The organism is Psychrobacter sp. JB193 (genome assembly GCF_002285555.1).
Classification (GTDB): Bacteria; Pseudomonadota; Gammaproteobacteria; order Pseudomonadales; family Moraxellaceae; genus Psychrobacter; species Psychrobacter alimentarius.
In genome coordinates, this window is sequence record NZ_NRGY01000001.1 from 733,529 (window position 1) to 760,525 (window position 26,997).

Here is a 26,997-nt window from a genome sequence, read left to right on the forward strand (position 1 = left end):
TTATATTCACTTATCAAGTATACAGATTTTGCCCGCATCAATCTTATCAAGAGTGAGATAGAAAACAACTTAAAGTCATTTTATATAACCCCTATCTTTACTGAGGTTTGTAGCGTCGTTTAACTGATGCTTTCATCAATCAATATACAATCAAGGCTCAATAGGGCTTTCATCGACTTCTGATAAGTCGAGAAGTGAGAGAGGCATGTTATCAACGCTGGCTCCTAGCGACCAGTTGTATAATTGCTCTACCTTTTGTCCATCTGCTTGCAGATTGAGTTTAACCTGTAAAGGTCTAAAGCCTGTTGGCATCGTAAAACGACCACGAATACGAGTAATACCGTCAATGGTATAAACAGCTGGATCTAATGGCACTTCAACTAAAGAGTTATCATTAAGCAGTGTCAATGTTGGCTGTAAGCGTTTGGCTTGACCATCACTACTCAGCATCCCAACATCAAAACCATACTCAAACGAGTTCTCAGGTAGGGGTTTGATTTTTGCACCAAGTATCTTCAATGGCATACCGCCTTGATCAACAACAATCTCGGCATATGCTTCATTGAGTTGTGCAAGTTGTCTATTTTCGACCGTTAATTCTTTTTGGTTTTCACGCAACTCTTTGATATTGGCCAAACTTATTGCCAATTCTTGCTTAGCAGTAGCTGATTGCTTGGTCGCTATTTTGTTACTCAGGCGCAGTTTTTCAAGCTCTTTGGTCGCTTCACTGCTGTTAATCATCGCCTGCTTGGTTTCCGTCTGCATAGAATGAAAACCGCGTTGATAGCCCAGTTTGTGTCCAAATAACAATCCAACCGTAGCCGTTACCAAAACCACTACCACGAATAACGCCAATAACAATGTGGACGCCCCTCGCTGCCCTTTACCTGCCGCAATTATTGGTCCATTGCTCATGTCAAGAGAATATAACCTATGTTCTCCATAACGCAAAGCAGAGTTTTGGCACGATAAACGTGTTGGTTGTGAGCAAAAGCGTTGTACGAACTTAACACGCATTTAGACAATATCTCTTAACAGAAAAGGCAAGCCATTATAGCGGAATTTATAATCAATACCTAGCATCATAAATATGAACAACGTGCGAGTAACATGTCTTTATTAAGGGACAATAGGCGCAAAATTTAACCCCATAGACTCATCAAAACCGAACATAACATTCATATTTTGCACCGCTTGCCCGGCCGCACCTTTCACTAAATTATCTTGTACTACGATAATGGTCAGCTCATCACGTTCATTGTCTTGATGTACAGCAATACGTAAGCGATTACTAGCGCGGACGCTACGCGTGTCAGGATAAATACCCTTTGGCATAACGTCGACAAACGGCTCTGATGCATAGGTATTTTCAAATGCTTGCTGCCAATCAATAGCCGCACCTGCCTCAGTTAACTCCATATGAATAGAGCTCAGCATGCCACGAATCATTGGTACAAGGTGAGGCAAAAAGCGGATACGATGCGTAAACTGACTGTCTAGTAATTGTGCAACGCCTTGCTCGATCTCTGGCAGATGACGATGCCCTTCAACACTATATGCCTTAAAATTATCTGTCGTTTCAGCATAGTTTAAAGCAAGCTTTGCCTGACGACCGGCGCCTGAAACTCCAGATTTTGCATCAATAACAATACGTGACTCAACCAACCTTTCTACTTGCTGATTTTGAGTTTCAATTATCGGCTTCAAACCCAAAATAGCAGTTGTCGGATAACAACCTGGATTGCCCACTACCAAAGCGCTCGCAAGCTTTTCTCGATTGACTTCAGGTAAGCCGTATACCGCTGTTTTCAATAACTCAGGACAAGCATGCGATTGCTGATACCAGTGTTCAAAATCTGCCAATGACTGCAAACGAAAATCAGCAGCCAAATCAATCACCTTGACACCAGCTTGTGTCAACGCTTCCGCCTGCTGCATTGCCACGCCATGAGGTGTTGCAAAGAACACCACATCACACTGCTGTAGTGTTGCAAGTGTATTGTCTCCTAAGTCACTAAAGACAATGTCTGACACACCGCGCAAACTTGGAAATATCTCGTCAGCTCTTGTACCTGCTTCACTACGTGAGGTAAGCAGATCAATAGACACTTCAGGATGTGCAGATAATAAACGAATCAGTTCAATACCTGTATAACCTGTACCACCAACAATCGCTGCCGAAATCATAAGATGTCCTTTTTCTATTACGCAGTAAATACTAGAGTGTAACCTCTATTTTTGAGCTTAACATTAACTTTGTGCTCACAAAAACGATAATCACTAGAGCTATAATATGGCTACTAGTATTCAGATTCTTTAAATTTGATACTCATGTACAGCATCGATAAATACTTTGGCATTATCTGGGTTGACCCACTGGGTAATACCATGGCCTAAGTTTGCTATATACCCTGTTTTTTCGCCGCTAGCATAAGCACTATCTAGCATCGCTTTTACTTCGCTGCGGATAGTTGTAGGTGAACCATACAATGTGGCTGGGTCTAAATTACCTTGAATGGCTTTGCTACTTTGTAGTTTTTTATGCTGCTTGGTTAACTGGCGCTGACTTTCAGTCAATACCTGTCTTGCACGATCAATTGGCATCGTCCAGTCTAAACCTAATGCATCAGCCTCGCTGTCTGCTTGGACATCAAGCCACAATCCGCCACCTTTGGTAAATAAAACCACAGGAATTTGTGGGTGACGTACTTTTAATTCAGCGACAATGCGTTTGTTGTATGCATGAGAAAACTCGATAAACTGACGATGACCAAGTGCTCCGCCCCAACTATCGAATATTTGTAATACTTGCGCACCAGCAACAACCTGTGCATCCAAATAATCAATAACTGCTGTCGCTAACTTATCTAATAACTGATGTAAAAATTCAGGATTACTATATAAGAAACCTTTGGTATAGCGATAATCCTTTGAGCTCCCGCCTTCAATCATATAAGTGGCTAATGTCCAAGGACTACCAGAAAAACCAAACAAAGGCACTTGACCATTAAGCGCTTTACGAATACTTGTCACAGCGCGCATGACGTAATCTAAAGAGTCATTAGCATTCAATACTGGCAATCTATCAAGATCTGCCTGCTGGCGGATAGGGTATTTGAATTTAGGACCTTCTCCAGTCTCAAAATATAGCCCCAGTCCCATAGCATCAGGAATAGTCAAGATATCACTAAACAAAATAGCCGCGTCCAAATCATAACGGCGTAACGGTTGTAAAGTCACTTCAGTAGCGCGAGCAGTATCCTTGCACAAACTCATAAAATCACCCGCTTCTGCACGAGTGGCTTTATATTCAGGCAGATACCGACCCGCTTGACGCATCATCCAAACTGGTGTGGTATCTATCGACTCAAAACGTAGCGCTCGTAACAGTCTGTCGTTTTTTAAAGGTGCAAACTCTTGCTGGATCGAGCTACTATTGTCTGAAGCACTCATGTACAAATCCCCAAAGCATCACTGCATTCATCATAAATAAAGAATACAGTGATGAATAAAAAAGTTAGATAAAAGAATTATAGACGATCATTACATATAGATTAGATTGGCCAATCTAGAATCACTTGGTAATACGTACAGCGTGATTTTCTAAACTTTTTAAAATTGACCAAATAAAAAACGCAACATTAACGACTAGCAATGACTCACCAACGAAACGTACCACATAGTAAATGCTATGTACTTCTAATACGCTACACTGTCAACGCCAAATTATCACGATGCACCATAACGACCCGTTCTTCGCTACTGCCAAAAATCTTGTCAAATTGCTCAGTACGTTCACGAGCCACACGGCGTGCATCATGTGATGAAAAGTTGACCTGCCCAACTGCAATACGTTCGCCCGTATCCTGATGGACAATTTCTACGACATCGCCTTCATCAAAACCACCACGAACTTCTACAACACCAACCGGTAGCAAGCTTCTATTGTGTTCAGTTAATGCTCTTGCAGCACCAGCATCAACAACCAAGCTGCCTGACATACGTAGATGCGCTGCAAGCCATTGTTTGCGAGCAATGATTTTGTCCTCTTCGTTAGTCGTCAGTAATGTACCAACTGCTTCGCCTGAGACCACACGAGTAATGACATCGTCAATAGCACCGCTCACAATAACTGTTGGGCAACCACCCATCGCTGCAAGGCGACCGGCACGAATTTTGGTCAACATACCACCGCGTCCAAGCTTACCGCCGTCACCTGCGATATCAAATAAATAATCAGCCATTGCACGCTCTTGACGAATCATTTTAGCATCAGGATTGTCACGCGGGTTATCTGTGAAGACACCTTCTTGATCAGTTAAAATAATATATAAATCGGCATTAACCATGGCAGCCGCCATCGCACCCAATGTATCATTATCGCCAAATTTAATCTCATCAATCGTGATGGTATCATTCTCATTAATAACAGGTAATACGCGCCAGTCCAATAACTGCGTCAGCGCCCCTGTTGTATTAAGATAACGGCTACGATTAGACAAATCATCATGAGTCAATAATAATTGCGAGCTTTGAATACCATGCTGGATCAATGCTGACCACCACGTTTCAATCAATCCCATCTGTCCAATAGAAGCACAGGCTTGTAGCGCTGCTAGTTTTTTGGGTCGTTCCTCAAGGTTCATACGTACCACGCCTTCGGCAACCGCACCCGAAGATACCAGTAATACTTCCACCCCTTGTTTATGCAGTTTTGCGATTTGCTTTGCCCATTCATATATGGCAGTACGATCTAGCCCTCGACCATTATTTGTCAATAATGATGAGCCAATCTTGACAATAACGCGCTGAATGTCGAAGTTACGATTTTGCTTAATAAATCTTGCTTCTTCGGTCGTATTTGCTATGTCAACTGCCATATAAACTCCTATTTATTATACGAATTGATTACGGGGGTTATTTAAAAAATTCAAATATACTTACTCAAGCGTATTGGTTTAAGGAACGTACACCACCTCAACTCCATCGTCGTCATCGCCATCAAAATCAGACAAGTCTAAACCTTCGCGCGCCGCCCTGCGTGCTGCACGATACGCTTCACGCTGTGCTTCGGTATTTAAGCGTACTTCAGCTTCTAAACGCTCGAAACGTTCTTTTTGTGCTTCAGCAAAGATAGGATCTTCTATCTCACGCTCGCGCTCAAGCTCAATCTCATTCATTAGATGATATTTGACGGCATCAACACCTTCACCAGTCAATGTGGCAGTGCGAAATACAATACCTGTCCAGCCAAGTTCGGCCACGATATGAGTGCACAGCTCGTTCAAGTCTTCTTCGTTGACCTGATCGATTTTATTCAATACCAAAATTTGAGGTAAATTGGCCAACTCAGGAGAGAAACGCTCAAGCTCATTGAGAATAACGCGAGCATTTTGTACTGGATCACTGCCATCAACTGGCTTAACATCAACCAAGTGTAGCAAACGACGAGTACGAGCGACATGCTTTAAGAAGCGAATACCAAGTCCTGCACCTTCTGACGCGCCTTCAATCAGACCAGGAATATCTGCCATCACAAACGAGCGATGACGACCAATATCGACCACGCCTAAATTCGGCACTAATGTGGTAAAAGGATAGTCTGCCACCTTCGGTCTTGCAGCAGAAACCTGTCGAATAAAAGTAGATTTTCCTGCATTGGGCAAACCAATTAGACCAACGTCAGCCACCACTTTTAGCTCAAACTTAAGGACTTTTAACTCACCTTCAAAACCAGACGTCGCTTTACGCGGTGCTTGGTTAGTAGAGCTTTTAAAATGAGTATTACCCAAACCACCATCGCCGCCTTTTGCGATCAGTAAGGTTTGACCAATTTCAATCAAATCACCTAACACTTCATCAGTTTCAGTATCAACCACAGTTGTACCCACTGGTACGGGTAAATAAAGATCATCTGATCCTTTGCCTGAACAATTTCTACTATGGCCATTTTCAGCGCGCATCGCATCGTGACGACGTGTATAACGATAGTCAACTAGCGTGTTTGTGTTGTCTTCTGCAATGACATAAACATCTCCGCCTTTGCCGCCATCACCACCATCAGGTCCACCGCGCGGCACATATTTTTCTCGGCGAAAACTGGCGATTCCATTACCACCGTCACCTGCTTTTACCGTTACGACGGCTTCATCAATAAATCGCATCTTACGTTCCTTAATTCACAATCCAGTTTATATACTGGTACAACCCACGGCTGTATTTTTAGGTTTTCACTATATTCTATATTGCTCTAAATGAATGCTGTCACTTTCACATACTATCGACAACATACATTAAATTTGTATATGCCTTCCGTTATGACAATAACACCCGATAATCAGTCGGACTATCGGGTGTTTGGGTATGACATTTCAGATGCTGCCTCACATTACTGCTAACAATAATAGTAAGTGCAGCTTTAGCGTTACGCCTACTATATCATTTTACCGCATCTGAATTTTAACATATTGACAAATTATGCTGGAATCTGAGTATAACTGATGCCTGCCATTTGCGTTGCCAAACGTAGTACTTGGGTGCTATACCCTACTTCGTTATCATACCAGATATAAACGATAGCATGATTGTCCGTCAAGATAGTGGCTTGTGCATCAACAATACCTACATGAGTATCACCAACAAAGTCAGTCGAAACAGCTTCTGTAGAATCTGTATAAGCAATCTGAGTCTGCCAAGTGCTGCTATTAGAAATATTGCGTAAGAACTCATTTAACGCTTCTACGCTTTTTGGTGCAGTTTTTAGATTTAGGTTCAAAATTGCTAAGCTAACGTTTGGCGTTGGCACACGAATCGCATTGCCTGTTAATTTACCGCTCAACTCTGGTAGTGCTTTGCCAACCGCTTTTGCTGCGCCTGTACTGGTAATAACCATATTAAGTACAGCACTGCGACCACGTCGGTCAGCCTTATGATAATTATCGATTAGGTTTTGATCGTTAGTAAATGAATGAATCGTTTCAACATGACCATTTTCGATACCATACTTATCATTCAATACTTTTAGCGTAGGTGTAATCGCATTAGTGGTACAGCTAGCAGCACTGACAATCGTATCTTCGCCAACCGTGTCATTATTGACATTGTAAACGACGTTTTTGATATTACCACCAGCAGGGGCAGTTAGCAGAACCTTTTTCACACCAGTAGACTGTAGGTGCTTACCAAGACCTGCTTCATCTTTCCAAATACCTGTATTGTCGATAACTAAGGCATTGTCGATACCGTATGCCGTATAGTCGATATCACTTGGGTCATTGGCATAAATAACTTGTACAAAACGGCCATTAATGATTAAACCATTGTTTTGCTCATCAACCACAACACCGCCAGCAAAGCTACCATGAATCGAATCACGCTCTAACAATGACGCGCGTTTTGCCAAATCACCAGCAGCAGCAGGACGTACAACAATGGCTTTTAACTGTAGACCTTTGGCGCTTGACGCTTGTGACAATAATAAGCGCGTCAGGATACGTCCAATACGGCCAAAACCATATAATACAGTATCAGCTGCAGCATTGACGGTATTACTATCGGTGTTTACTGCTTGAAGCGCAGTCTGTAGATCGCTGTCATTAGCAATCAATTGACCAACATCCACTTGTGCTGACTGAAGACTATCATTATCAGCTAATGCCTTTACCATTGCTAAAGTATCAGCAATATCGATAGCCTTAGCGGTCTGATTACGTAACGCTGTTTTTTGATGCAATGCCAATATCTGACCAGTTGAAGTCGTATTAAGCGTATCACCGAACAAGGTCACTTGCACATCTTGCTCGTTATAGAGTTTATTCAGTAACCCCATAAGCTCAATTGCTTTTTGTTCTTGATTATTATAGTTGCTTAAATGGTCTTGATGTAGTTGGCGTAAGGTATCAGCGTTGCTCACGAGAAACATCCTTATGGTCAGTAGTATGTGATCAATAATGTATGAAGAAAAATATAAGAAGTAATAATAGATAGTCTAAGCAATCACTCTAATCCATCAAGCAAACATAATGAATGTAAGTTATTGACAATAGAGTATTTAGATCGCGTAGATTTTAGCCTAAAACGCCTTATTTTGCCAGTGATAACCGATCTACTAGTGTTATAAGGCGTTTTATTACGATTCATTGGTCACAAAAAAATAAAATAGAAATCAATTGCGTCAATTCTTTACGTGTACTCTACTAACCAATGAAAACCTCTTAACATTAAAAAGCTATCTCAGTTTTATATTTAAACTATTACGGCACCAATCGAGTGGTTTGGTTTGTCTGCGGTGTTAATTTGAATTCTTTCAAATCATACCCTTGTTGCTGCGCAATTTGACGATACTTGGCATAGGTTTCTTGACTGATATTTGGCGAACGAGCCAACAGCCACAAATAGTCTTTATCAGGTGTCCCAACCAATGCGGTCTTATAATCAGGATCACGTGCTAACACCCAATAGTCTGCACGGCCAACTGGTAACCAACGAATCCAAGATGGCAAAAAGGTCACTTTTAATTTACTACCAGTATCATCTGCTGGTTTGGCTAAACCTTCAGCTGTGATCTTAGAGCCATCTTCACCCATACATTTATTAGTAACTACAATGCCTGAGCCATCTGTCTTTTCGGTATAGTTCGCTGTAACGTCACCAGCACACTTACGCTGGAAATACATAGGCAAGCGACCTATTTCATACCAAGTACCTGAGTATTTTTTTAGATCCACACTATCGACTGTGGTTGGCGTACTAGCAGACTTGTGTATGATCGCATCAGGCTTAATTGATATATTCTCTTTCGCCATTGTATTTGCCGCTACATTTGCTTTAGTAGCATTATTTGTTGGCGGTGTTGCAGCATAAGCTGAAAACGCAGCTAAAGGTATGATAATCGCTAAAGCAATACCTGTGTGCTTGATCAATCCATTCATGAATACGCGCTCCGGTATTTCTTTATATGAAGTAATTTTTGGGGATAATGAATCAACATCTTGTCCCAGATCCTCTGTTAAGTTGTTCTCTTGTTCTTCTACAAACTTTGACATTAATGGTTCTTTTTTACTTAACTTCTGCGGCTGCTTGTAGTTATTGAGCATCTCGAAATCTCCATTGATCTTATCATTCGTTATACTGCCACGATTAGTCGCAATGGGGTCTTTCGTCTGCTTAGCACTTTTATATCCAAAATAGCCGTCTTGCTCAGATACATTGTCAGCTAAAGGATGAGAATAATCATCGTTCGAACTAGCATGGTTATAGCTAGAATCGTTGCTCGCATAGCTGGTCTGAGTGTTATTATCTTTTTGATAATAGCGGCTCGACTGGCTAGCCTGCGGAGACTGAGAACCAGCTTCCTGTGAATCAGGCCATGCTGATTTAGGTAACTTATTGGTTTTCATATGGGTACCATTGTTAATAATGTTAGTTAAAGTTTCTTATACGTCATTAATTATATTTAGTATCTTATTTGTCGCTCATATTGGAAAATATATCCAGTAAGCGTATGAATATTATAAAAATTACAAGTCATCAAAATAGTAATAAAACTTTTGTGTGAACATTTGACTTAGTAGAAGTACTACAAAGGCGCTTTGTTTAGGTAGTTTATATTAAGGACAGATGAGCAGTTAAAACAGTGTCGCAATGTAGGAAAAAGCAACGGTTTGTAAGTAACTATGTGTTTATGCTATGGAATAAACACATAGTTACTTAGCAGATAAATATGTTAAAAATCCGTTATTTAAAATAGGATTTTCTAATAAGCAACAGTCTTAAACAACGTTATATTGAGATCTGAATAGTTAATTAAAAATGAGAAGTTAGTATTATGAAATATTTTTTAGACTTTGAAATTAGTAGAACTGCCGGATGCCAGCCACACTGATACCACCATACGTTAAAGCTTGATCAATCATTGCAGGTGATAAACCGCCTAGACCGATGATAGGCATATCAGCCAATTGTGCCAAACTTGACCATGTCTCCCAACCGAGCGGCTCAGCATGAGGGTGTGTTTGAGTCATCAATATAGGTGATAAAAAAGCGCCAATTACTGGTGGTAATTGTTGCTGTAGACGGGTGCTGGCAAGGTGATTGGCTGCATTAATACTGGCAGCATCATGACAGCTGACGAACAATGGATGCGTATGCGAAATAAGCTGAGTAGATGCACTACTGTCTTGAATACTGTCGAACCATTGCATTAATGTAGTATGCGTTAAGTGATGAGCAACTATTTGCTCAGAAGTATGTTTATTTTCAACGACCAAATCTTTACTCATCAGAAATGAATAATCAGCATCATGAGAGACAATGACTGAGATATCTGGACGTTGACGCATCAAGCGCCCGACTATATCCTCCGACATCGCGTCTTTTACTCGCATATATACCCAGCTCTTTGAGGCTAGGTTTTCTTGATGATATTGTAGCCAAGCTGATCTTGGATCAGAATGCATCTTGAAATGTGTTAACGGATAGGTAATTGCGATGGTTGTTGGTACGCTTAACCATTCAAGAATGGTCTTATTGGCGGCTGGTAAAGGATATTGCTCTGTTAACAAATCACGTTTATTTACCCATACCAGTGCCTGACCTTCTAATCCATATTGACAATGCTTGTGCTGCTCATACTGCGCCGTAGTTAATTCAATCTTATAAACCTGCAAGCTCACTTGCTTATCGCCATAGTCGTGATGCAGCCGGCCAAGTTTGACGATAGTGTTATCTTGGATGGCGATACCAGTCTCTTCAGCAACCTCTCGAATGACTGCTTGCTCTCCGCTTTCATTGTTGTCTATCTTGCCACCTACAAACTCATAACGGTTGCCTTGGTGTTGAGCTGCATCTCTAAATCCTAGTAAATACTGGTCTTTGTAATGAATGACTGCCACTGCTACGTTTACGATGGCTTTTTGACTTTCTCGGTTTTTATTTGCTTTACTTGACATAGTATTCCATTTCTACTGTTATCGTGACTTTTGCGCTTTCTGACTAAGCTGAGTAAAAACTGTTTCTTTAGTCGTTAAACTATTGATTATGATAATTATTTTTATAAAAAATGCTTGATAAAAATACTTTATGTGTATCGGTTAAGATAAGTTTACATAATAACTGCATTTTATTTTATAAATTGACTTGCAAAATAAACAAATGTAAATGATAATTATTATCGTTAAAAGGCAGTCACACTATTATTGATTTATTCAGCTATTAATTTATTCAGCCACTTTTTATCAAAAGGAATTTGCCATGAGTATGGTCATCTCTCGTTATTTAAATTGCCGTGAAAACCGTCTACCAACGCTACAATCACAACACCTTTTTGCCTTAACCAAAGAAGTAAGAATCGAGCATGAAGGTGAAGAGTATCGTTTGCGCCTAACACGCAACAACCGCCTTATTTTAACCAAATAAATTTATTGGTTTCAACGTCGGATTAATTATAAAAAAACGCCTTCATTAAAAGGCGTTTTTTGTTGGTTCTAAATTATATCGTCATCATTACAGTCTTTTAAACCCAGACTCTAAAACTGCCAGCTATACACCACATCGACTACGTTTTCTACCGCTGAAGTCGCTTCGACATAGATACGACGAGTCAGCTGGTAACGAACCGACAGGCTATTTTGTGCATTGAACACACCGACACCATAGCGAATATATAGATCGGGAGACACATAACCTGTTACGTTGACATTGGTATCCTCACTGCTACCTGAGGCATCGACTGTCAGGCTTTGGAAACCAAAAGCTTGTCCAATTTGATTGGTTAAGTTACGCGTACCACCCAAACCAAAATTCAATCCAGCGGCTGCCAAATTGTTGGTAACTTGCGACTTAAATCCTTGCTCACTGATCTGTGTGGCGCTTCTATTATCAATTCGACCAGTTACTAGCGCATTCATCGCTTGCTGCTGGGTTAAACCTGCATTATTAAAGACAACAATATTTGGACTTTCAGTACTGCCTTTGACACGTACACCCACAGTCTTACCACTGATCTCTTTAACGGCTTCAATACTAAGATTGGGCTTCATGACATCGCCATTGAAACGTACTTGGCCATAGTTAAGGTCCAAATTCTGACCAAAGATACCAACACTAGTACGACGTGATACTTGCACCACACCCCTTGCACGCATGACACCCGTACCAGACTGAGTGATATTAATCGCGCCTGCCAATGGAATAACGGCACCAAAACCACGGAAGTTGATATCATCGCCCAAATCAACACCAACATCAGCATTGATAGACCAAGGTTTTGAGACAGCCAATACGTCATTAATATTACCAATCAGACGACGATCAAGTACAACCGCATCTTCGGTTTGTGTAATGATATCCTCGCTGGCTTCTGGTGGACGAATAGTCGCTGAAGGCACAGTGACAGCACCCTTAATATCGACATAACGATCAGTTGGACGCACGATAATATCAATATCAGGATTAATCTCAGCGACCAGTAACGGCGGCTGCGTGATTACCAAACGCTCCCCAACGATACTCAATTTGGCTTGTAGCTTTTGTTGCCAATTCACTGTTCCTGTTAAGGTGCCATTACCAGTACCACTTTTAAATGAACCATCAATGGTTGCCTGTGTGCCACGAATTTTGGCTTCAGTATTTATATTAGTCAAATTCACTGGCAAATCGAGCATCGCGATACGACCATTAGCAAGCTTTACATCACCGTAAAACTGCGGTGTATCTAATGTACCGCCAAGCCCACCTGCCATCGTGATATTACCCTCAAGTACTCGCATACCTGGTAAGAAAGGCTTAAATACCGCTAAGTTAAGCTCATTTAACACCAGTGCACCAGAGATTGGCTTAGGCGCTTTATAAGGATCAACCACGACTTCAGCATAGCCGCGAGCGCCGCGACCCGTATTGATGTCAGTACGTAGCTTGATACCCTCAGGGACTGATAAAGCAATAAGTGACACACGCTTGTAAGGTAAGGAGACAGGTGTACTATCGCCATCTTGGGTTAAGCCGATTTTGCCATTATCCGAGTATAATGTCGTATTGATAGTTGGCGGGCGACCTTTTTGCCAGCCGACAATAGCCTTACCGTTAATCTTGGCTTGCCATTCAATATCTTTAGGTAAAAAGACTGAGAACAATGACGTATCTAAATTTTGCAAAGCGACATTGACTTCACCTTTATCTGGCGATGCCACTAAGTTTTCGCGTAAGCACAGCTTACCCGTTTGGTCAGAAGCTTGCCAACAATGGGCTGCCAGCTGCACTCTTAGGTCATTATTTTTACCGTTCTGGTTATTAGGTAAATTCACAATCAGTTGTGCTGGCTGTAACTGGTTTAATGTTGCGTATTTGGACTTGATACGGCCTCGACCAATCACACCAGACCAGCTAAGGTTATTACGATCAAAACCGCCTTTAAGCCGTGCGCTAACATCCAGCTGATCATTGATAACCCCAAGATCGACCACGTGTGCCTGCTCAGTGCCGTTAAAGGTCACATTAAGGCTCTTAAAGCTTTGACCAGCCGCATCCAAACCCTCCGCCGTCACAATCAGCTGGCTTGGGCTATTTGCCAAGTTGACCAACTTGCCGCGCACGCGTCCTTGACGTAAGACAAAACCTGGCAGTGCAAGACGCTCACCCACCAAATCAATATAGATGGTTGGTAACGCTTGTCCTGCTGGCTGTGCTAAAGTCGCACCGCCTGTAACTTTGCCTGTCAGCTTATCTGAAAGCTGATCCAAACTGGTAATATTGATTTTTGCTTGTAATTGCTTGGCATTACCATTTGCAGTAATGTAGTTATCACCCCAACGCAGTACCAAATTGTCCGCATTCAAACTATCAATCAAGGCATTAACTTGTCTATATTGTGCTTGCGCGTCTTGTGTTTGGAGACGTTTGAAATAGCTCGCTAAGTCTTTTGGCAGACGCATTTTTGCTGCTAAGCTGCCTTTGGCACTTAGCGTCTGACCTTTTAGCATACCTCTAAGATCAATCTGATCAACATTGATGGTTTGCTGTATATCACTCCAACGACCATCCGTATTGATGGTACCGGTGATAAGACTTGGGGTGTCTTTAAGGAAGTAACCTAGGTTAAAGCGATCCATTACCGCATTGATATCCCAAGCAATCCCTTGACGAACATCTATGGTGCCTTTGGCATCAATACTGCCTGCTGCACCCACATGACGCAGACGTTTGATACGAATCAGTTGCGCATCGCCACTAGCATCAATGGTCAACTTACCTGCTGGCAGTTGCTCTGCATCTAGTATGCCATCGAAATTGACGGCGAAACGTTGCAACTTGCCTGCCGCATTTGCTTGGTTTTTGGGCGCAGTTTGCCATTCACCACTGGTTTTTAGATCACCCGTAATGATTGCTGGGTTATTAGGTAAGAAATAGCCCAAGTTAAACTGATCAAAACGGCCATCAATAGTCCAGCCAATATTTTTGCGCAAATCGATAACGCCTTTGGCATTTACTGCGCCTGCTTCACCATTGTAATTAACTTTGCGGATGCTGATAAGATTTGGCGTGCCTGCCGCATCGATGACAAGGCGTCCTTTTGGTACATCTGCCGTATCAATCTGTCCATTAAATCTTGCATCAAAGACAGACAGCTCACCACCAACGATATCGACACTGGCGTCACCGCCACCTGTGATGCCAATAGTACGGCTATCTTGCGTGGCATCAAGCTGTGCCTGCAAATCTGTGTTGTTTAAAGTAATGATATGACGCTGACCACTCACGCCACCTTTAGTGATATTTAATAGACGACCACGCGCACTGATATTACCAGTCAAACGCTCAAGCGGTAAGTCACTGCGATACTGCTTGAGAAGCAAACCATTGGTACGCGCATCGACTTGCCATGATAATGGACGGCGATTGTTTGCCAGCTGAATCTGTCCAGTACCTGATAAATCACCCACGATGCCTTTATAGTTAAGACGGTTAATATCAATGACGTCACCCGCTTTACGTATGCGCACATCATAGTTACCTTTGGGCGCAGCATTTAACTCATTGATAACGGCATTGGCATCGACGGATAGTCGTGATCCCTGAATAATGACATTCGCTTGTCCACTTGGACTGTCAATATTACCAATATCGGGTACATTTCGACGGATTAGGTTTTCCCATCTTGCATCAATATACCAAGGCGCTGCTTGCTTAGACTTCGCTGACGTCTTACCAGCGACCATATTGGCATTGAGGTGCTCACCATCTCGTTGACGCAAATCTGCATCAATCTGTGTATTACCAGATGTATTCTGAAGCTGATAATGCAATGACAGTCTACCGTTAAGCTTTTGCGGTGCATACGCTTTAAAGTCGGCATATTCATTTGGAATGGCTTTACGGATATCAAAATTGCTACCAGTTGCTCGCAGTTTTGCATCAAAGCTTTCTTGCCAATCCAAAATACCTTGCAATATCAAATGACCAGCAGGAACTTCGGCATCCAAGCGATCGATACGTAACTGACTGTTTGCGATAATACCGCGACCTTGATAGTGACCTGAAGGAATATCTTTTGCTGTAAGCTCAGTATTGATTCGCAAGCGTATTTCTGAGACAACCCCCGTGGCAGTTGCTCTACCACTTTTTAGACGAATGTTCTGATCTTCGGCATAAGGAATTAAAATATCATCCCATTGCAGTTTTGCTTGGAACGGCGCATCAGTATCCAATCCCTGCACAACAAAATCACCACTAACATCACTATCGTTATAGCGGCTACGTACTTTACCGACTGTACGCTTAAGCGTTCCTGTTGCGGTAATATTGAGCGGGTCAATATAAGCTTTGTCTAAGGCACTGACTTCTGCAATGGCGCTCAAGTCCAGTGGATAATCCCCTTGCAAATCAATATTACCTTGCAACGCACTGACTTTAACTATGTCGGCATAGCGCAGATCACCACGCCCAACCGTCACAGTACTGCCTACCCATGTCAAATCACGGGCAGCAATATCATGAACAATAATGGGATCTTTAGTCACTTGCTTATAGATAACTTTTTTAATGTTAGCTTGATCAAAACGCAAATTCACTGGCAACTGCAAGGTCTTATAGTCGAACGGCTCACCTGTTGGCGGCTTATTATTGAGAATCTCAATAGTTTGTATGTCTGCATCACGCAAATGCACTTCTTTGGCAAACACGGCACGCCAACCAATCTTGACATAGGCTTTATCGATCAGTACTTCAAGATCTTCAGTCGCGTCGATATCGATGTCCGTAATCCAAATACCATCACGTAAGTTACCGCGCCCGTACTTAAACTTGATTCCTGTCTCGGCACTGATTTTGTCTAATACAAATTTGGTACCTGAATCGGTGCCTACCGCATAGAAGAAGACCGCAAACATAATCACTAATACGATTAAGATCAGCACCAGTAGCTTGAGTAAAAAAGACAGCGGATACCAACGTTTGACTGCACGAGCATCGCGCTGTGCTGGATCTTCATCTGGTGAGTTATTAGGCGGGGTATTATTTGTCAGCATGACACTCAACTACGTTAAAGAATGATTACCAGCAATTGGCACGATAAATAAAAAAACCACTAAATCCAATTATAAAGGCGAGCCAATAAAGAAATGCAGCCTGACTGGGATGCTATCTTCTGTCACCCCAGCTGCCACATCGACTCTGACCACGCCAATGGGTGATGCCCAGCGAACCCCAACACCAACACCAACTTTTGTCTCAGTATCAAAATTCTTGTCATAGGCATTACCTACATCAGTGAAAAATGCACCACGAAAGCCAGGTCTGAATTCATAATTGTACTCTGCACTACCCACTGCGAGAATCTGTCCACCCGTTAGATAGCCTTTATCAATCGGAGATAAACTTTCATAGTCGTAGCCTCGGATACTCTGATCGCCACCTGCAAAGAAGCGAAGTTTATAAGGCACATCATAAAAATCATCCGCCCAAATGTAGCCTGTGTTTAGACTACCTAGTACCTGATGCTTTTTGTCTTCGCCAAAGCTATAGATACCACTGACCCCTGCACGCGCGATTGCCAAATCAGTATCACTAAAGGCGCTCTCTGTTCCAGCTTCAAGTGAGTAATACTGGCGTATACCACGCGTTGGATTGGTCGCATTATCAACACTGGTTTTATTAATACCATAGCCAAATAGCAATGCTTTTTGCTTAGGGTTAGAAGAAGTAAAACGTATGGGAAGATCGTCCAACTTAGTATCATCAACGCCTGTTTCAAGCTCATCCAAACGATAACGCACAGAGTAGCTACTATTCCAGCCTTCTTCACGACGGATATTGCGATTCAATGCTGCTTTTAGTGTGCGAGTAGACAGATCAAAGTTACCTTCGCCTTGATCGATTACCTCTTCTTCATACGTGAGGCGTCCTTCCAATTTGTCATTGAGTGGATGCTTCCAAGGTCGACTGGCGTAAACGCCTATATTTTTATTAATTCTTGAGACTTCAGTTTCTGCTCCCGCCTGATAACCTTGACGGTTCAATAAGTTGTAATCTATTTTTGCCGTTGCTCGTACACCTGTATCTGTGCCATAACCAAGACCAACTTGAGCATCCCGAGGCTTACTGGAAGATACGAAAACATACAGCGGTACTTTTTTGCTTTCTACGACATCTTGCGGAGTTTTGCGTCCTGCTAGTGTTGGTGGCACAAAATTTTCATCTGCAAGAATGCTTTTTTCATCAGGGAATATTTTTTGAGCCACATTACTAATTGAATCACTGATTTTGCCTAACAGATTCTGCGCTTCTTGATCTTTTTCATCTAATACACGATCATCTGGTAAGTTGCTCAAGCGTTCTGCTTTTCGTCTAATGGCTTGCAGTTTGTCTAGTGTTTCTTCATCCGCCTCAAACTCGAGGGTAGCAATATCAGCTGGGTTCACTGTATCGCCACTGTTGGCACTAGTATCGCTTTGGCTTGCTGTGCCAACCTCATCCGAATCAACAGAAGTGCTGGCATTGTCTTGACTGATATTACGCGAATTATTGGCTGCTGCTAAGGTTTCTGTACTATTGGTATTATCAGCATTTATAGCGACAGCGCTTGTTGTCCCATCACTATTGATATCACCATCTAGTGTTTCATTATCGGTGTTTGGCGCATTGCTAAATGCCAATGTGCTGGCTTCACTGCGTTCATTTGGCGGCAGTATTGATTCGACGTTGACCGTATTAAAGTAACGTGTGGCTGACAAATCGTTGCTGAACTTAGTCACATCTGGACGATAAAACGGATCGCCAGGCTTGAATTCAAACAGCTGCTGTAATAATGACAATTCGACAGGCAGCTTATCTGGATCTTGAGTCAGCGTGTTCGTTTCTGCATCATAGGTAAAGAACACCACATCATCAAACTCATAACGATCGCCAGTATTGTAGATTAAAGAGATATCTGCTGTATTATCAGGCAAGATAATATCGACAGACTTGTTTAACCAATATTGATCAAAATACCCATAGGTATTGCTCAGCGACTCAAGCGCAGCTTTGCTGTTTTGATACACACGGTGATTGAAAATATCGCCTTCTTGTGGGGGCAGCTCTTTTTCAAACTCAATAAACTCTTTTTGTTCACGGCCTTCACCGCGAATCTCAACAATGCGACTATCCACGCGCACAGGTTCGCCCAATTCATCGATAATGACATCTATCGTATCGGCATTGGGCTGGCGTAAACGCAAGGTAACATCATAATATCCAACAGCTTTGGCAGCATCTAACGCTGTTTCACGTAACCGAGGCAAGGCGGCTGTAAAGTCGACCACTGATTGTACTGTTGTATCATCAAGCGCTGCTTTGATGTTTTTCATAGGCTGAATATCATTATCTGCCTTGACTACTTTCGATGTGTTATCCACCGTACCATCAGGCGCTGCTTGACTCATATAAATCGTGGTGTCTACGTGTGGTAATGTTATGGCACCACTATTAAACAAACGGTTATAAAGGCGTTTGACGATATTTCCTCTGTTACGAGCTAAAGGCTTGGGTTTGTCCGCTTGCTCGATGCTTTGGCTAATCGCCTGATCTTCTGTTTGATAATCTGGCAAGTAATCATCAGGATTTATAATATCTGATGATGATGTGCTCTCTGCACCAGTGACATCACCTGCTGCAACGATACCTTCACTCGTTCCTTCCTCATCTCTACTACTGACAGCATCGCTTACATCGATCGGGCGCGACATAACCTCAGACGTTTCGGCTTGCTCAGCTGCTGTCTCATTTCGACCTAAAGTATCGAGGTTATTAGGTATGGGCAGACTGTTCGCATCCAGTTCCGCATCTAAGCCAATTGGCGGAGTAGTATCTGCCAATGTTGCAATTGGTCCATCAAAATCACTGTCATTGCTGCTGATAGTATTGCTGTTATTGTTAAGGCTATTACTATTGTTTATATCATCAATGTCTTGTGTATTTTGTAGATCCATCGCAGCCAGCTCACGATCAATCTGCTCAGGAGTCATCATCTGATAACCCTGTTGTTGTATCGTTGCGGCTTGTTGTGCTAAATCGTCATTGGCATTGTCAGACAGATCAAGATTGCTATCCGCATTTTCTGCATAATTCATATTCGTCTGAGAGTTAGACGTGTTTGGAGACTGAGTATTTGGGTTTTGCGTGGTTTCAGTTTTTGAATCTGATTTTTTGGCACCGAGACTTTGTTCGGCATAATCATCCAATACAGATTGCTCGATGATGCCCTGTTCTACTGCCTTCTTTAGGCGTAATGCATCTAAAGCCATATTAAGCTGATCATCCTCTTGCTCAGTGTTGCCTTCTACTAAGCTGGATGCTTTATCAGCCATGGCTTGATCAGTAATAGATTGATTATCAATTGTTGTACTATCTGTGGTATCAGCAAATGCTATAGGCACAATTCCAAAACCGACTAGGCTGGTTGCTAATGCTGTAAAAAGTGCGGAACGTCTAAAATAAATACGTGGGACATTATTATGCGTATCGTTCATCGTCTTTTGAAAATTCTCTTGATGGCTGTGGTTACTAATATCATCCTGTGTGTTGACAGTAACACGCTGCATGATTGATACGTTGCGCGATGGCGTTGAAGGCTGATGTTTCATGTTCGGTTCCTATCACCTCACGCGGCACAATATTATTAGCGACAATAATCGCCAAGTCTTACCGGTGGATAAACGTCAAGCAGTTGATGAAAATGATGGTGACTATCTTACCTAACTTGGATAATGATAGCCTAACAGACAGACTTTAGTCTTGTTTTGTACTTACTAAGAGTTAAAATTGGGTAATAGTGAACCTTTAGCATCACTCACACTTTATAATGCAACGATGCGAAATTTACAAATCATAACTTAGTTAATTATGAAATCATAGCATAGGCTGCATGTATTTTTTCTAAAGCCTTGCTATTATACTTCCTAATATTGACAAAACCTATGCTACATTCAAATAAGTTTTTGATAATATTGATAATTAACTTTATCTCAAAAATTATGTTTGACGTTTTTTCACTCAATCAGCCGCGACCTATCTGCAGGAACCTCCATGGCAAATCAGTTTCAACTGTTTAAGCATCGCCGTTTTAACGCTATGTTTTTTACCCAATTTTTGGGCGCGTTTAATGACAACATTTTTAAACAAGCACTCATACTGGTTCTGACCTATACCGCTGCTAGTCAGTTAGGAATGGAAGTAAGCATTTTAAATAACTTGGCCGCTATGTTATTTATTTTGCCCTATTTTTTATTTTCAGCACTGGCGGGACAAATTGCCGATAAGTTCGAAAAGTCAAAACTCACGCAATTTATTAAATTGTTGGAGTTAGTGATTATGGCAATTGCTGCGGTTGGCTTCGTTTTTGAGTGGTATGCGCTGTTATTTGTGGCGCTGTTTTTAATGGGTACACATTCGACTTTTTTTGGACCAATTAAGTACGCCTATTTGCCACAAGCGATGAAAGAAGATGAGTTAGTTGGCGCCAATGGGCTGTTTCAAATGGGTACATCGCTTGCCATTCTTTTGGGCATGATTATCGCGGGTGTGTTAACTCAGCTATCACAATCGCTATACTGGATTAGCGTCACTGTATTGATTGTCGCTGTTCTGGGTTATTTGGCTGCGCGATATATTCCTACCATGCCTGCGATGCAGCCCAATCTAAAAATTAACTGGAACATCATCACCACCAGCTTATCAACGATTCGCTATTTATACTCATTGCCTTTTTTATTCTTTGTCATCCTTGGTAATAGCTGGTTTTGGTTTTATGGGGCCACATTTTTGACGCAAACCCCAGAGTTTAGCAAGGTCATTTTGCAAGGCGATGAGTCAGTGGTTATTTTCTTATTAACCCTGTTTTCTGTCGGCGTTTCAATTGGTTCACTATTGTGTAAATCATTGACCAAAAATCAGGTCAGTCTACGTCTACTGCCTTTTGGCATTGCAGGTCTCAGTATTTTCGCCATTGATTTGTATTTTTCGCTTTCAAGCCTGAATATTGATGTTAATAATAGCGCTTTACTCAGTATTCGCGATTTATTTGGACTCAATGGTAGCTGGCGTGTGTTTGCAGACCTGTTCTTTTTAGGGTTTAGTGGTGGTTTGTATATCGTGCCTTTGTACGCCTCTATGCAAGCATATGCCCCTAAAAGCCATCGTGCTCGTATTGTAGGTGCAAATAACATATTTAATGCCATCTTTATGGTGACCTCAGCCATTTTTGCGATTGTTATTTTGAACGCCTTGGGCTTAACATTACCACAGCTCTTCTTAGTGACAGGCTTACTGAACATTGCCTTTGGTGCGTTTTTGTATGTCAAGCTCAACAAACACATCAAAGATGCCGTTATTCAAACAAATGATGTGGTCAGCTCATAATATTAAAGTGAGAGATGAAAAGCTTGTATCCCTGAGACATACAAATAAGCATCATTTCTGTTGCATGAGTAAATTGTGAAGGCACTAATATTTGTGCTGATAATTTGGATTATTTGCTATAGTAAAAAACATGCCATCATGATTAGAATCATCCCAAAAAAGAAGCAGATAATTCTATTTTATTGGTGACACCTTATCGATAGAATGTATTTATACTACCTTAAGCCTTACCGTACTTTAAGCCATCAGGAGTGAATTATGGCCCCGCGTCCCTTATCCAAAATCGATCATTTATTACTTGGGGTCGACAAGGCATTACGAGCTGTCGTGCCCAATTCCAATCCTAGTACCCGTCCGTTACCTGTAAGCAGTGATGATATTCCTGAGCTTACGATCACAGAAGCACGCCATGTCGCAGGTTTGATGCGTATCAATCATACAGGCGAAGTCTGTGCGCAAGGGCTATATCATGGGCAAGCGTTTACTGCTAAAGACGAAGGCGTCAAACAAGCCATGCAACACTCAGCCGAAGAAGAAGTCGATCATCTGGTTTGGTGTGAGACTCGTCTAAATGAATTGGGCAGTCATCCCAGTGTCTTTACGCCATTATGGTATGGCATGTCCTTTGGCCTTGGAGCGGTGGCAGGCGCCATCTCTAATGAGTTCAGTTTGGGGTTTGTCGCTGAAACGGAAGCACAAGTGAGTGAACACCTGCAAGATCATATCAAGCAGTTGCCTGAACACGATCAGCGCTCAAAAGAGATACTGGCCCAGATGGATCTTGAAGAGTTGCACCATCGTGAGTTAGCACTGACAAGTGGCGGTGCAGCATTACCACCACCAGTTCGTCAGACCATGCGCTGGATGGCGAATCGCATGAAAGCCACTGCTTATCATTTGTAACGTTTAGATAGCTTTTATCGTCGTTAATACAGTAAGCACGATTAGCGATGTACAGTGTTAGCGATAAACCCCAACTTGGTTAATTCTCACCATTAACAATCCTACTACTGATAGCGTTGAGTTTAATTTGGTAGGGTATTAAAAATTTGTACGATTTTGCCTCACAGACATAACCCAATTGCCATCCATTTGCTCAACCATGAATAATTAAGGTAACGATTTTTATGAAAGCCAACCACCAATCGACTCTCTCTAGCCGCTTGCCAGCCAAGTCACCTAAGCTTGCTACCTTGACAGCACTAGCGGCTGCTTGTGCAATGATGCTATCAGCACCTGTTAATGCTGCTGAAACGGATACCGCTGCTGCGTCTGCGACCAGTACCTCTGTACCTAGTGCTATGGACTCAAGCAAACGAGTCATTCGTCTTGCACGGCCCAACGCTACTGTCAGTGCCACGGCACCTAACACACAAACAGCCCCTCAACCAGACACATCAATGGACGCTGTAGCTACTACCATGCCGCTGAATACTGCTCAGCAAAATAGTAATCAACAAAATACCGTCCAACAGAACAGTGTCCAACAAAATAATGCACCAATGAGTAGCGGCACTACACCAAAACCAGCGACGGCTGCAGGAGTTGACGACTCTGAATTGACAGGCAATACTACTACTCGCGTATACACGCCAAGTCCAATGGTCGCAGCAGGCATTGACCTTCGTGGCGGTCAGCTTCCTAATATTCCAACACCGCAAGTACAACTGTCTGACGTCAGCTTTGTCACTACTGTACTGATTCCTCAACAAAAGGGGCTTGGTACAGATAAACTAGATGTGAGTCTGCTTGATGCTTTCATCGCAGAAGCGTCACCCAATGCGCGTCATTACCCACCAAACTTTCCTAATCGCACCCAGCGCTATAATACTCGTGAAAAAATTAAAGTATTGACTGAATGGATCGAGCCTTATGCCCAATCGCCAAATGCTTCTTACGATGTCTTGCTTCGTGCTGCCAAACTAAACGGTATGGGACGTAACCTAGATTTAGGCTCGGATTACACCATACGTGGCGGGAAATATGTTGATCGCGCTATCAAAATTCAACCTGATAGTGGCGAAGCTAACTTTTTATACGGCATGATGTTGTCAGAAGGCGGTGGATTCAAAGAAGGTCAAAAGTATCTGGATAAAGCGGTGTCTTTGGGGTACACAGAAGCAGAGCAAAGCTTGGCACAGTCAGATGTACTAAGTGATCGTCGTGATAATGCATTGCAGCGTTTGCGTCGTCTTGCTGGAGAAAATCCAAACAATACCATCATTCCTCAACAAATTAAGCTGGTAGAGGAAGGTAAGTTCTATATTTGGGATATTCCTGCTCCTGACATCAATGTTAAACCAAATGTCTGATAATCCTATATAATCTAGGCTTGATATTGAGCGCCATTATTTTATGTCGATAGTAAGTTGATATAAAACGATGGTGCTTTTTTATGACTGTAAAATCCCCTTTTGTCTATATTTTCTTTACTTATTCCTTTATTTTTATACATATTATCTTTAAGTCTCCAACTTCAAATAATAACAATAATTTGAGTGTCTACTCTAAAAAATAGAATTAAGTTATCAAGCTTAAATAAAATAGTTTAATTCTAGAAGTTACGCTACACTCATTCTTATCATTATCTTGTGAAGTAATCGCATCCTCATGACTGACGTTTATTGGACTGACCTATGACTTTCGTTCGCTCTATCAAAAATATGGTGGCGCACACTAATAAGCAGCCTTTACCCATCACGTCAGTCGCTTTGATAGCCGTGATCGCGCTTTTGCCTGCCTGTAGCACGGTGTCAGTGAATAAACAAACATCAGCGAAGACCATCACCGCACAGCGCGGCAATATCGTCACAGGTAAAAACCTAAGCAGTGACACAGCCTCAGCATTATTATCAGCAGGTCTTAATGAACAAGCCTGTATGCAGCAATTTGACTTATGCCTGACTCAGCTGACCGATAGCATCCTAAATCAACACTACCGCTCTGCTCTAGCGATTTTTGCAGAACTACATTATGCAAAAGCACGTCAGCTTGCTGACTCTCAGGATTGTCGCAATGCGCTTGCTCGTCCGCCACTCGACCCTTATTATGCCAATGCCCCTTTGAGCGAAGCGGATACTAAGACCCAAGAACAAAATACCAGTCGCTGTGTGGTCGATTATCAAGCTCGTCTATTTGACGCCATTAAGTCAAGTTATACCTATTTGTTTTATGACAGTTTGGCACATGACTTTGAAGGCGCTGACCAAGAAAAGAATGCCTATACGCCAAACCGTATTCCAAGTGATATCGACATTCAAACCCAAGATATCTATAACGCTGCCAGTAACGATGTTATTACCCAGCTTTATCGATCGACCAACGGCTCAGAGAAGCGAATGGGTGATGTTAAGGTAGACTACCTACCAACAACCGCCACCAATCTTATTGATGATAAGCAAGCCGCTATCGCCAATCCTTCTCCGCTAAAAGGAAAGACGGTTGATCAAGTCAAAGTCATGAAAGTGCAAGTTGATGACTATGATCTTGGTATCTATTTGCCAAACGAAAATAACTATCTACAGAATGCACACAAGCAAACCTCTGCTTTAGCAGACCTAGTATCCACTTATGAGTTACGCCTCTCAGGCCTTAACTCCATTAGCAAGCGTCCAGGATTGGGTATCAGCTTAGTGGCGTCATTAGACGATCGCTATACCACGACGATCCGTCAGCTATTGGTATCCTCATTATCAGGTCGATTGGCGAATGAAAAGAGTGATAGCAACGTAGACAACGCTGATCCAAGCACACGCATCTATCCTACAGGACACTTATTATTGACTGGATTGATTCAGCCAAGTGGTGATAGCGTGCTGGAGGTGTTAAGCAGTCGCAAGCTTGATATTCACTTATATAACCCGTACCGAAGTGAAAGCGTTAACCTTTTAAATAACGATTATCCTCTAGCGGCTAACTTCTCTGCTGGTTATGGCTTGTGGCTGTCTGAAAATCAGCTGGATGGCGTCGGCTATTTAAACTTGATAACGCGTCAACCCGAAGAAAGGCTGCCCAAACTCTTCATGCTTGAGCCTTATGATCCTGACAAGCGCGTGTTAATTATGCTACATGGATTGGCCTCTAGTCCGGCGACATGGGTGAACCTGACCAACGATATTCTGAATGATGACAAACTGCGTGATAACTACCAAGTTTGGCAGATATTTTATCCAACCAATCTGCCCATTTTGGAAAATCGTTATCAAATTCAGCGTTTGATTGAAACTACTTATCAGCAAACTGACCCTAAAAGCCAAAATCGTGCCAGCAAAAATAGCGTCATCATCAGTCATAGTATGGGTGCTCTTATCGCTCGTATGATGCTCTCCGATGACAACTTAGCCAACAACTTAGATAAGTTGGATGACGAAGACTTATTGTCTGGTAGCGAAAAACGTAGGGTTCGCGATGCTCTCAAAGCGTCCTTTACAGAAAACAAGCTACAAGAGCGGTTTGAGCTTAAAGCATTACCGCAAGTGGATACAGCTGTCTTTTTATCCGCGCCTTTTCGCGGCACCGATTATGCCGATCGTTGGTTTACACGGGCGCTACGTCGCATTGTCTATCTACCCGTCGGCTTGGTAAAAACGGTCACGGATAACTTGGCCACGATTGCGACTCAGGGTGAATTGGCACAAAACCCACTGGGTGCTTTGTACTTACAAAATGGTGCCAGCCAGCTGAGCGATAAGTCATCCTTTATACAATTGACTAAAGACATTGCTATCAACGATCGCGTCACCTATCATTCCATTATTGCCAATAATGATGTCGATATCACTCAAGGCTTGGCGCAAATGCAGCCAAACGGTGCAAAAGTAGATCTGTCACAAGCGGTAGAAGAAGATCCAACCGATGATACAAATAATGCTGCCAATACCTCAGCAATACCTGCTGAGCCTCTTGTGGCTGCCGTCACGGTCAATAGCGATATAAGCCAGGCATTGACTGAACGCTTGTCAGACGGCATTGTCCCTTATACCAGTGCGCATCTAGAAGGGGCAACTTCTGAGACTATTATTAGTGGTGGCCATAGTATTCAAACCAATCCACAAACCATTTTGACCTTGAGACGCATTTTGCATAAGCAATTACAAGAATAGCGGCAAT

15 protein-coding genes are annotated in these 26,997 nt (G+C 42.3%); 5 read left to right on the plus strand and 10 right to left on the minus strand.

Annotated features, from left to right (window positions below; translation table 11 throughout):
* Window positions 1-150: 150 nt before the first annotated feature.
* The 8 genes from CIK80_RS03195 to CIK80_RS03230 all read right to left on the minus strand — a co-directional run bounded on the left by CIK80_RS03195 (window position 151) and on the right by CIK80_RS03230 (window position 10,949).
* Window positions 151-915 carry a hypothetical protein gene (locus tag CIK80_RS03195; protein ID WP_257011669.1) on the minus strand — a complete coding sequence of 255 codons (765 nt, stop codon included), beginning with the start codon at window positions 913-915 and terminating at the stop codon, window positions 151-153.
* Between the two features lie 204 nt (window positions 916-1,119).
* Window positions 1,120-2,187, minus strand: coding sequence for an N-acetyl-gamma-glutamyl-phosphate reductase (gene argC, locus CIK80_RS03200; RefSeq protein WP_095568846.1), 1,068 nt, complete (start codon window positions 2,185-2,187; stop codon window positions 1,120-1,122).
* Window positions 2,188-2,316: 129 nt separating this feature from the next.
* Entirely contained in the window at window positions 2,317-3,453 is a 1,137-nt protein-coding gene (gene hemE, locus CIK80_RS03205; RefSeq protein ID WP_095568847.1) for a uroporphyrinogen decarboxylase, read from the minus strand.
* Between the two features lie 254 nt (window positions 3,454-3,707).
* Window positions 3,708-4,880 carry a glutamate 5-kinase gene (gene proB, locus CIK80_RS03210; protein ID WP_062844140.1) on the minus strand — a complete coding sequence of 391 codons (1,173 nt, stop codon included), beginning with the start codon at window positions 4,878-4,880 and terminating at the stop codon, window positions 3,708-3,710.
* Window positions 4,881-4,958: 78 nt separating this feature from the next.
* A complete protein-coding gene (gene cgtA / locus CIK80_RS03215; protein ID WP_095568848.1) occupies window positions 4,959-6,164 on the minus strand; it encodes an Obg family GTPase CgtA in 1,206 nt (401 codons plus the stop codon).
* A gap of 311 nt (window positions 6,165-6,475) precedes the next feature.
* Entirely contained in the window at window positions 6,476-7,921 is a 1,446-nt protein-coding gene (locus CIK80_RS03220) for a glyceraldehyde-3-phosphate dehydrogenase (RefSeq protein ID WP_095568849.1), read from the minus strand.
* 331 nt (window positions 7,922-8,252) lie between these two features.
* Entirely contained in the window at window positions 8,253-9,398 is a 1,146-nt protein-coding gene (locus tag CIK80_RS03225; protein ID WP_095568850.1) for a lipocalin family protein, read from the minus strand.
* A gap of 453 nt (window positions 9,399-9,851) precedes the next feature.
* Window positions 9,852-10,949 carry an NUDIX domain-containing protein gene (locus CIK80_RS03230; RefSeq protein ID WP_095568851.1) on the minus strand — a complete coding sequence of 366 codons (1,098 nt, stop codon included), beginning with the start codon at window positions 10,947-10,949 and terminating at the stop codon, window positions 9,852-9,854.
* A gap of 301 nt (window positions 10,950-11,250) precedes the next feature.
* Here CIK80_RS03230 and CIK80_RS03235 point away from each other — a divergent pair, with 301 nt between their 5' ends.
* The gene (locus CIK80_RS03235; RefSeq protein WP_010200173.1) at window positions 11,251-11,415 is read left to right on the plus strand and encodes a hemin uptake protein HemP; all 165 of its coding nucleotides are present in this window, start codon (window positions 11,251-11,253) and stop codon (window positions 11,413-11,415) included.
* Between the two features lie 110 nt (window positions 11,416-11,525).
* On the opposite strand, the gene CIK80_RS03240 is transcribed toward CIK80_RS03235, so the two are convergent.
* The gene (locus CIK80_RS03240) at window positions 11,526-16,520 is read right to left on the minus strand and encodes a translocation/assembly module TamB domain-containing protein (RefSeq protein ID WP_095568852.1); all 4,995 of its coding nucleotides are present in this window, start codon (window positions 16,518-16,520) and stop codon (window positions 11,526-11,528) included.
* A 69-nt stretch (window positions 16,521-16,589) separates the two neighbouring features.
* Window positions 16,590-20,114: a BamA/TamA family outer membrane protein gene (locus tag CIK80_RS03245; protein WP_095568853.1), complete on the minus strand. Its 3,525-nt coding sequence runs from the start codon at window positions 20,112-20,114 to the stop codon at window positions 16,590-16,592.
* A gap of 442 nt (window positions 20,115-20,556) precedes the next feature.
* On the opposite strand from CIK80_RS03245, the gene CIK80_RS03250 reads away from it, so the two are divergent.
* The 4 genes from CIK80_RS03250 to CIK80_RS03265 all read left to right on the plus strand — a co-directional run bounded on the left by CIK80_RS03250 (window position 20,557) and on the right by CIK80_RS03265 (window position 26,990).
* Window positions 20,557-21,888, plus strand: a complete 1,332-nt coding sequence (locus CIK80_RS03250; protein ID WP_095568854.1) for an MFS transporter — start codon at window positions 20,557-20,559, stop codon at window positions 21,886-21,888.
* Between the two features lie 258 nt (window positions 21,889-22,146).
* The gene (coq7, locus tag CIK80_RS03255) at window positions 22,147-22,791 is read left to right on the plus strand and encodes a 2-polyprenyl-3-methyl-6-methoxy-1,4-benzoquinone monooxygenase (protein ID WP_062844132.1); all 645 of its coding nucleotides are present in this window, start codon (window positions 22,147-22,149) and stop codon (window positions 22,789-22,791) included.
* Between the two features lie 224 nt (window positions 22,792-23,015).
* Window positions 23,016-24,200 carry a hypothetical protein gene (locus tag CIK80_RS03260; protein WP_095568855.1) on the plus strand — a complete coding sequence of 395 codons (1,185 nt, stop codon included), beginning with the start codon at window positions 23,016-23,018 and terminating at the stop codon, window positions 24,198-24,200.
* Between the two features lie 324 nt (window positions 24,201-24,524).
* On the plus strand, window positions 24,525-26,990 hold the full coding sequence (locus tag CIK80_RS03265; protein ID WP_095568856.1) for an alpha/beta hydrolase: 2,466 nt from the start codon (window positions 24,525-24,527) through the stop codon (window positions 26,988-26,990).
* Window positions 26,991-26,997: the final 7 nt, after the last annotated feature.

Coding starts and splice junctions, on each gene's coding strand:
- CIK80_RS03195 (WP_257011669.1), bottom strand. CDS start 915: ATGAGCAATGGACCAATAATTGCGGCAGGTAAAGGGCAGCGAGGGGCG.
- argC (WP_095568846.1), bottom strand. CDS start 2,187: ATGATTTCGGCAGCGATTGTTGGTGGTACAGGTTATACAGGTATTGAA.
- hemE (WP_095568847.1), bottom strand. CDS start 3,453: ATGAGTGCTTCAGACAATAGTAGCTCGATCCAGCAAGAGTTTGCACCT.
- proB (WP_062844140.1), bottom strand. CDS start 4,880: ATGGCAGTTGACATAGCAAATACGACCGAAGAAGCAAGATTTATTAAG.
- cgtA (WP_095568848.1), bottom strand. CDS start 6,164: ATGCGATTTATTGATGAAGCCGTCGTAACGGTAAAAGCAGGTGACGGT.
- CIK80_RS03220 (WP_095568849.1), bottom strand. CDS start 7,921: ATGTTTCTCGTGAGCAACGCTGATACCTTACGCCAACTACATCAAGAC.
- CIK80_RS03225 (WP_095568850.1), bottom strand. CDS start 9,398: ATGAAAACCAATAAGTTACCTAAATCAGCATGGCCTGATTCACAGGAA.
- CIK80_RS03230 (WP_095568851.1), bottom strand. CDS start 10,949: ATGTCAAGTAAAGCAAATAAAAACCGAGAAAGTCAAAAAGCCATCGTA.
- CIK80_RS03235 (WP_010200173.1), top strand. CDS start 11,251: ATGAGTATGGTCATCTCTCGTTATTTAAATTGCCGTGAAAACCGTCTA.
- CIK80_RS03240 (WP_095568852.1), bottom strand. CDS start 16,520: ATGCTGACAAATAATACCCCGCCTAATAACTCACCAGATGAAGATCCA.
- CIK80_RS03245 (WP_095568853.1), bottom strand. CDS start 20,114: ATGAAACATCAGCCTTCAACGCCATCGCGCAACGTATCAATCATGCAG.
- CIK80_RS03250 (WP_095568854.1), top strand. CDS start 20,557: ATGGCAAATCAGTTTCAACTGTTTAAGCATCGCCGTTTTAACGCTATG.
- coq7 (WP_062844132.1), top strand. CDS start 22,147: ATGGCCCCGCGTCCCTTATCCAAAATCGATCATTTATTACTTGGGGTC.
- CIK80_RS03260 (WP_095568855.1), top strand. CDS start 23,016: ATGAAAGCCAACCACCAATCGACTCTCTCTAGCCGCTTGCCAGCCAAG.
- CIK80_RS03265 (WP_095568856.1), top strand. CDS start 24,525: ATGACTTTCGTTCGCTCTATCAAAAATATGGTGGCGCACACTAATAAG.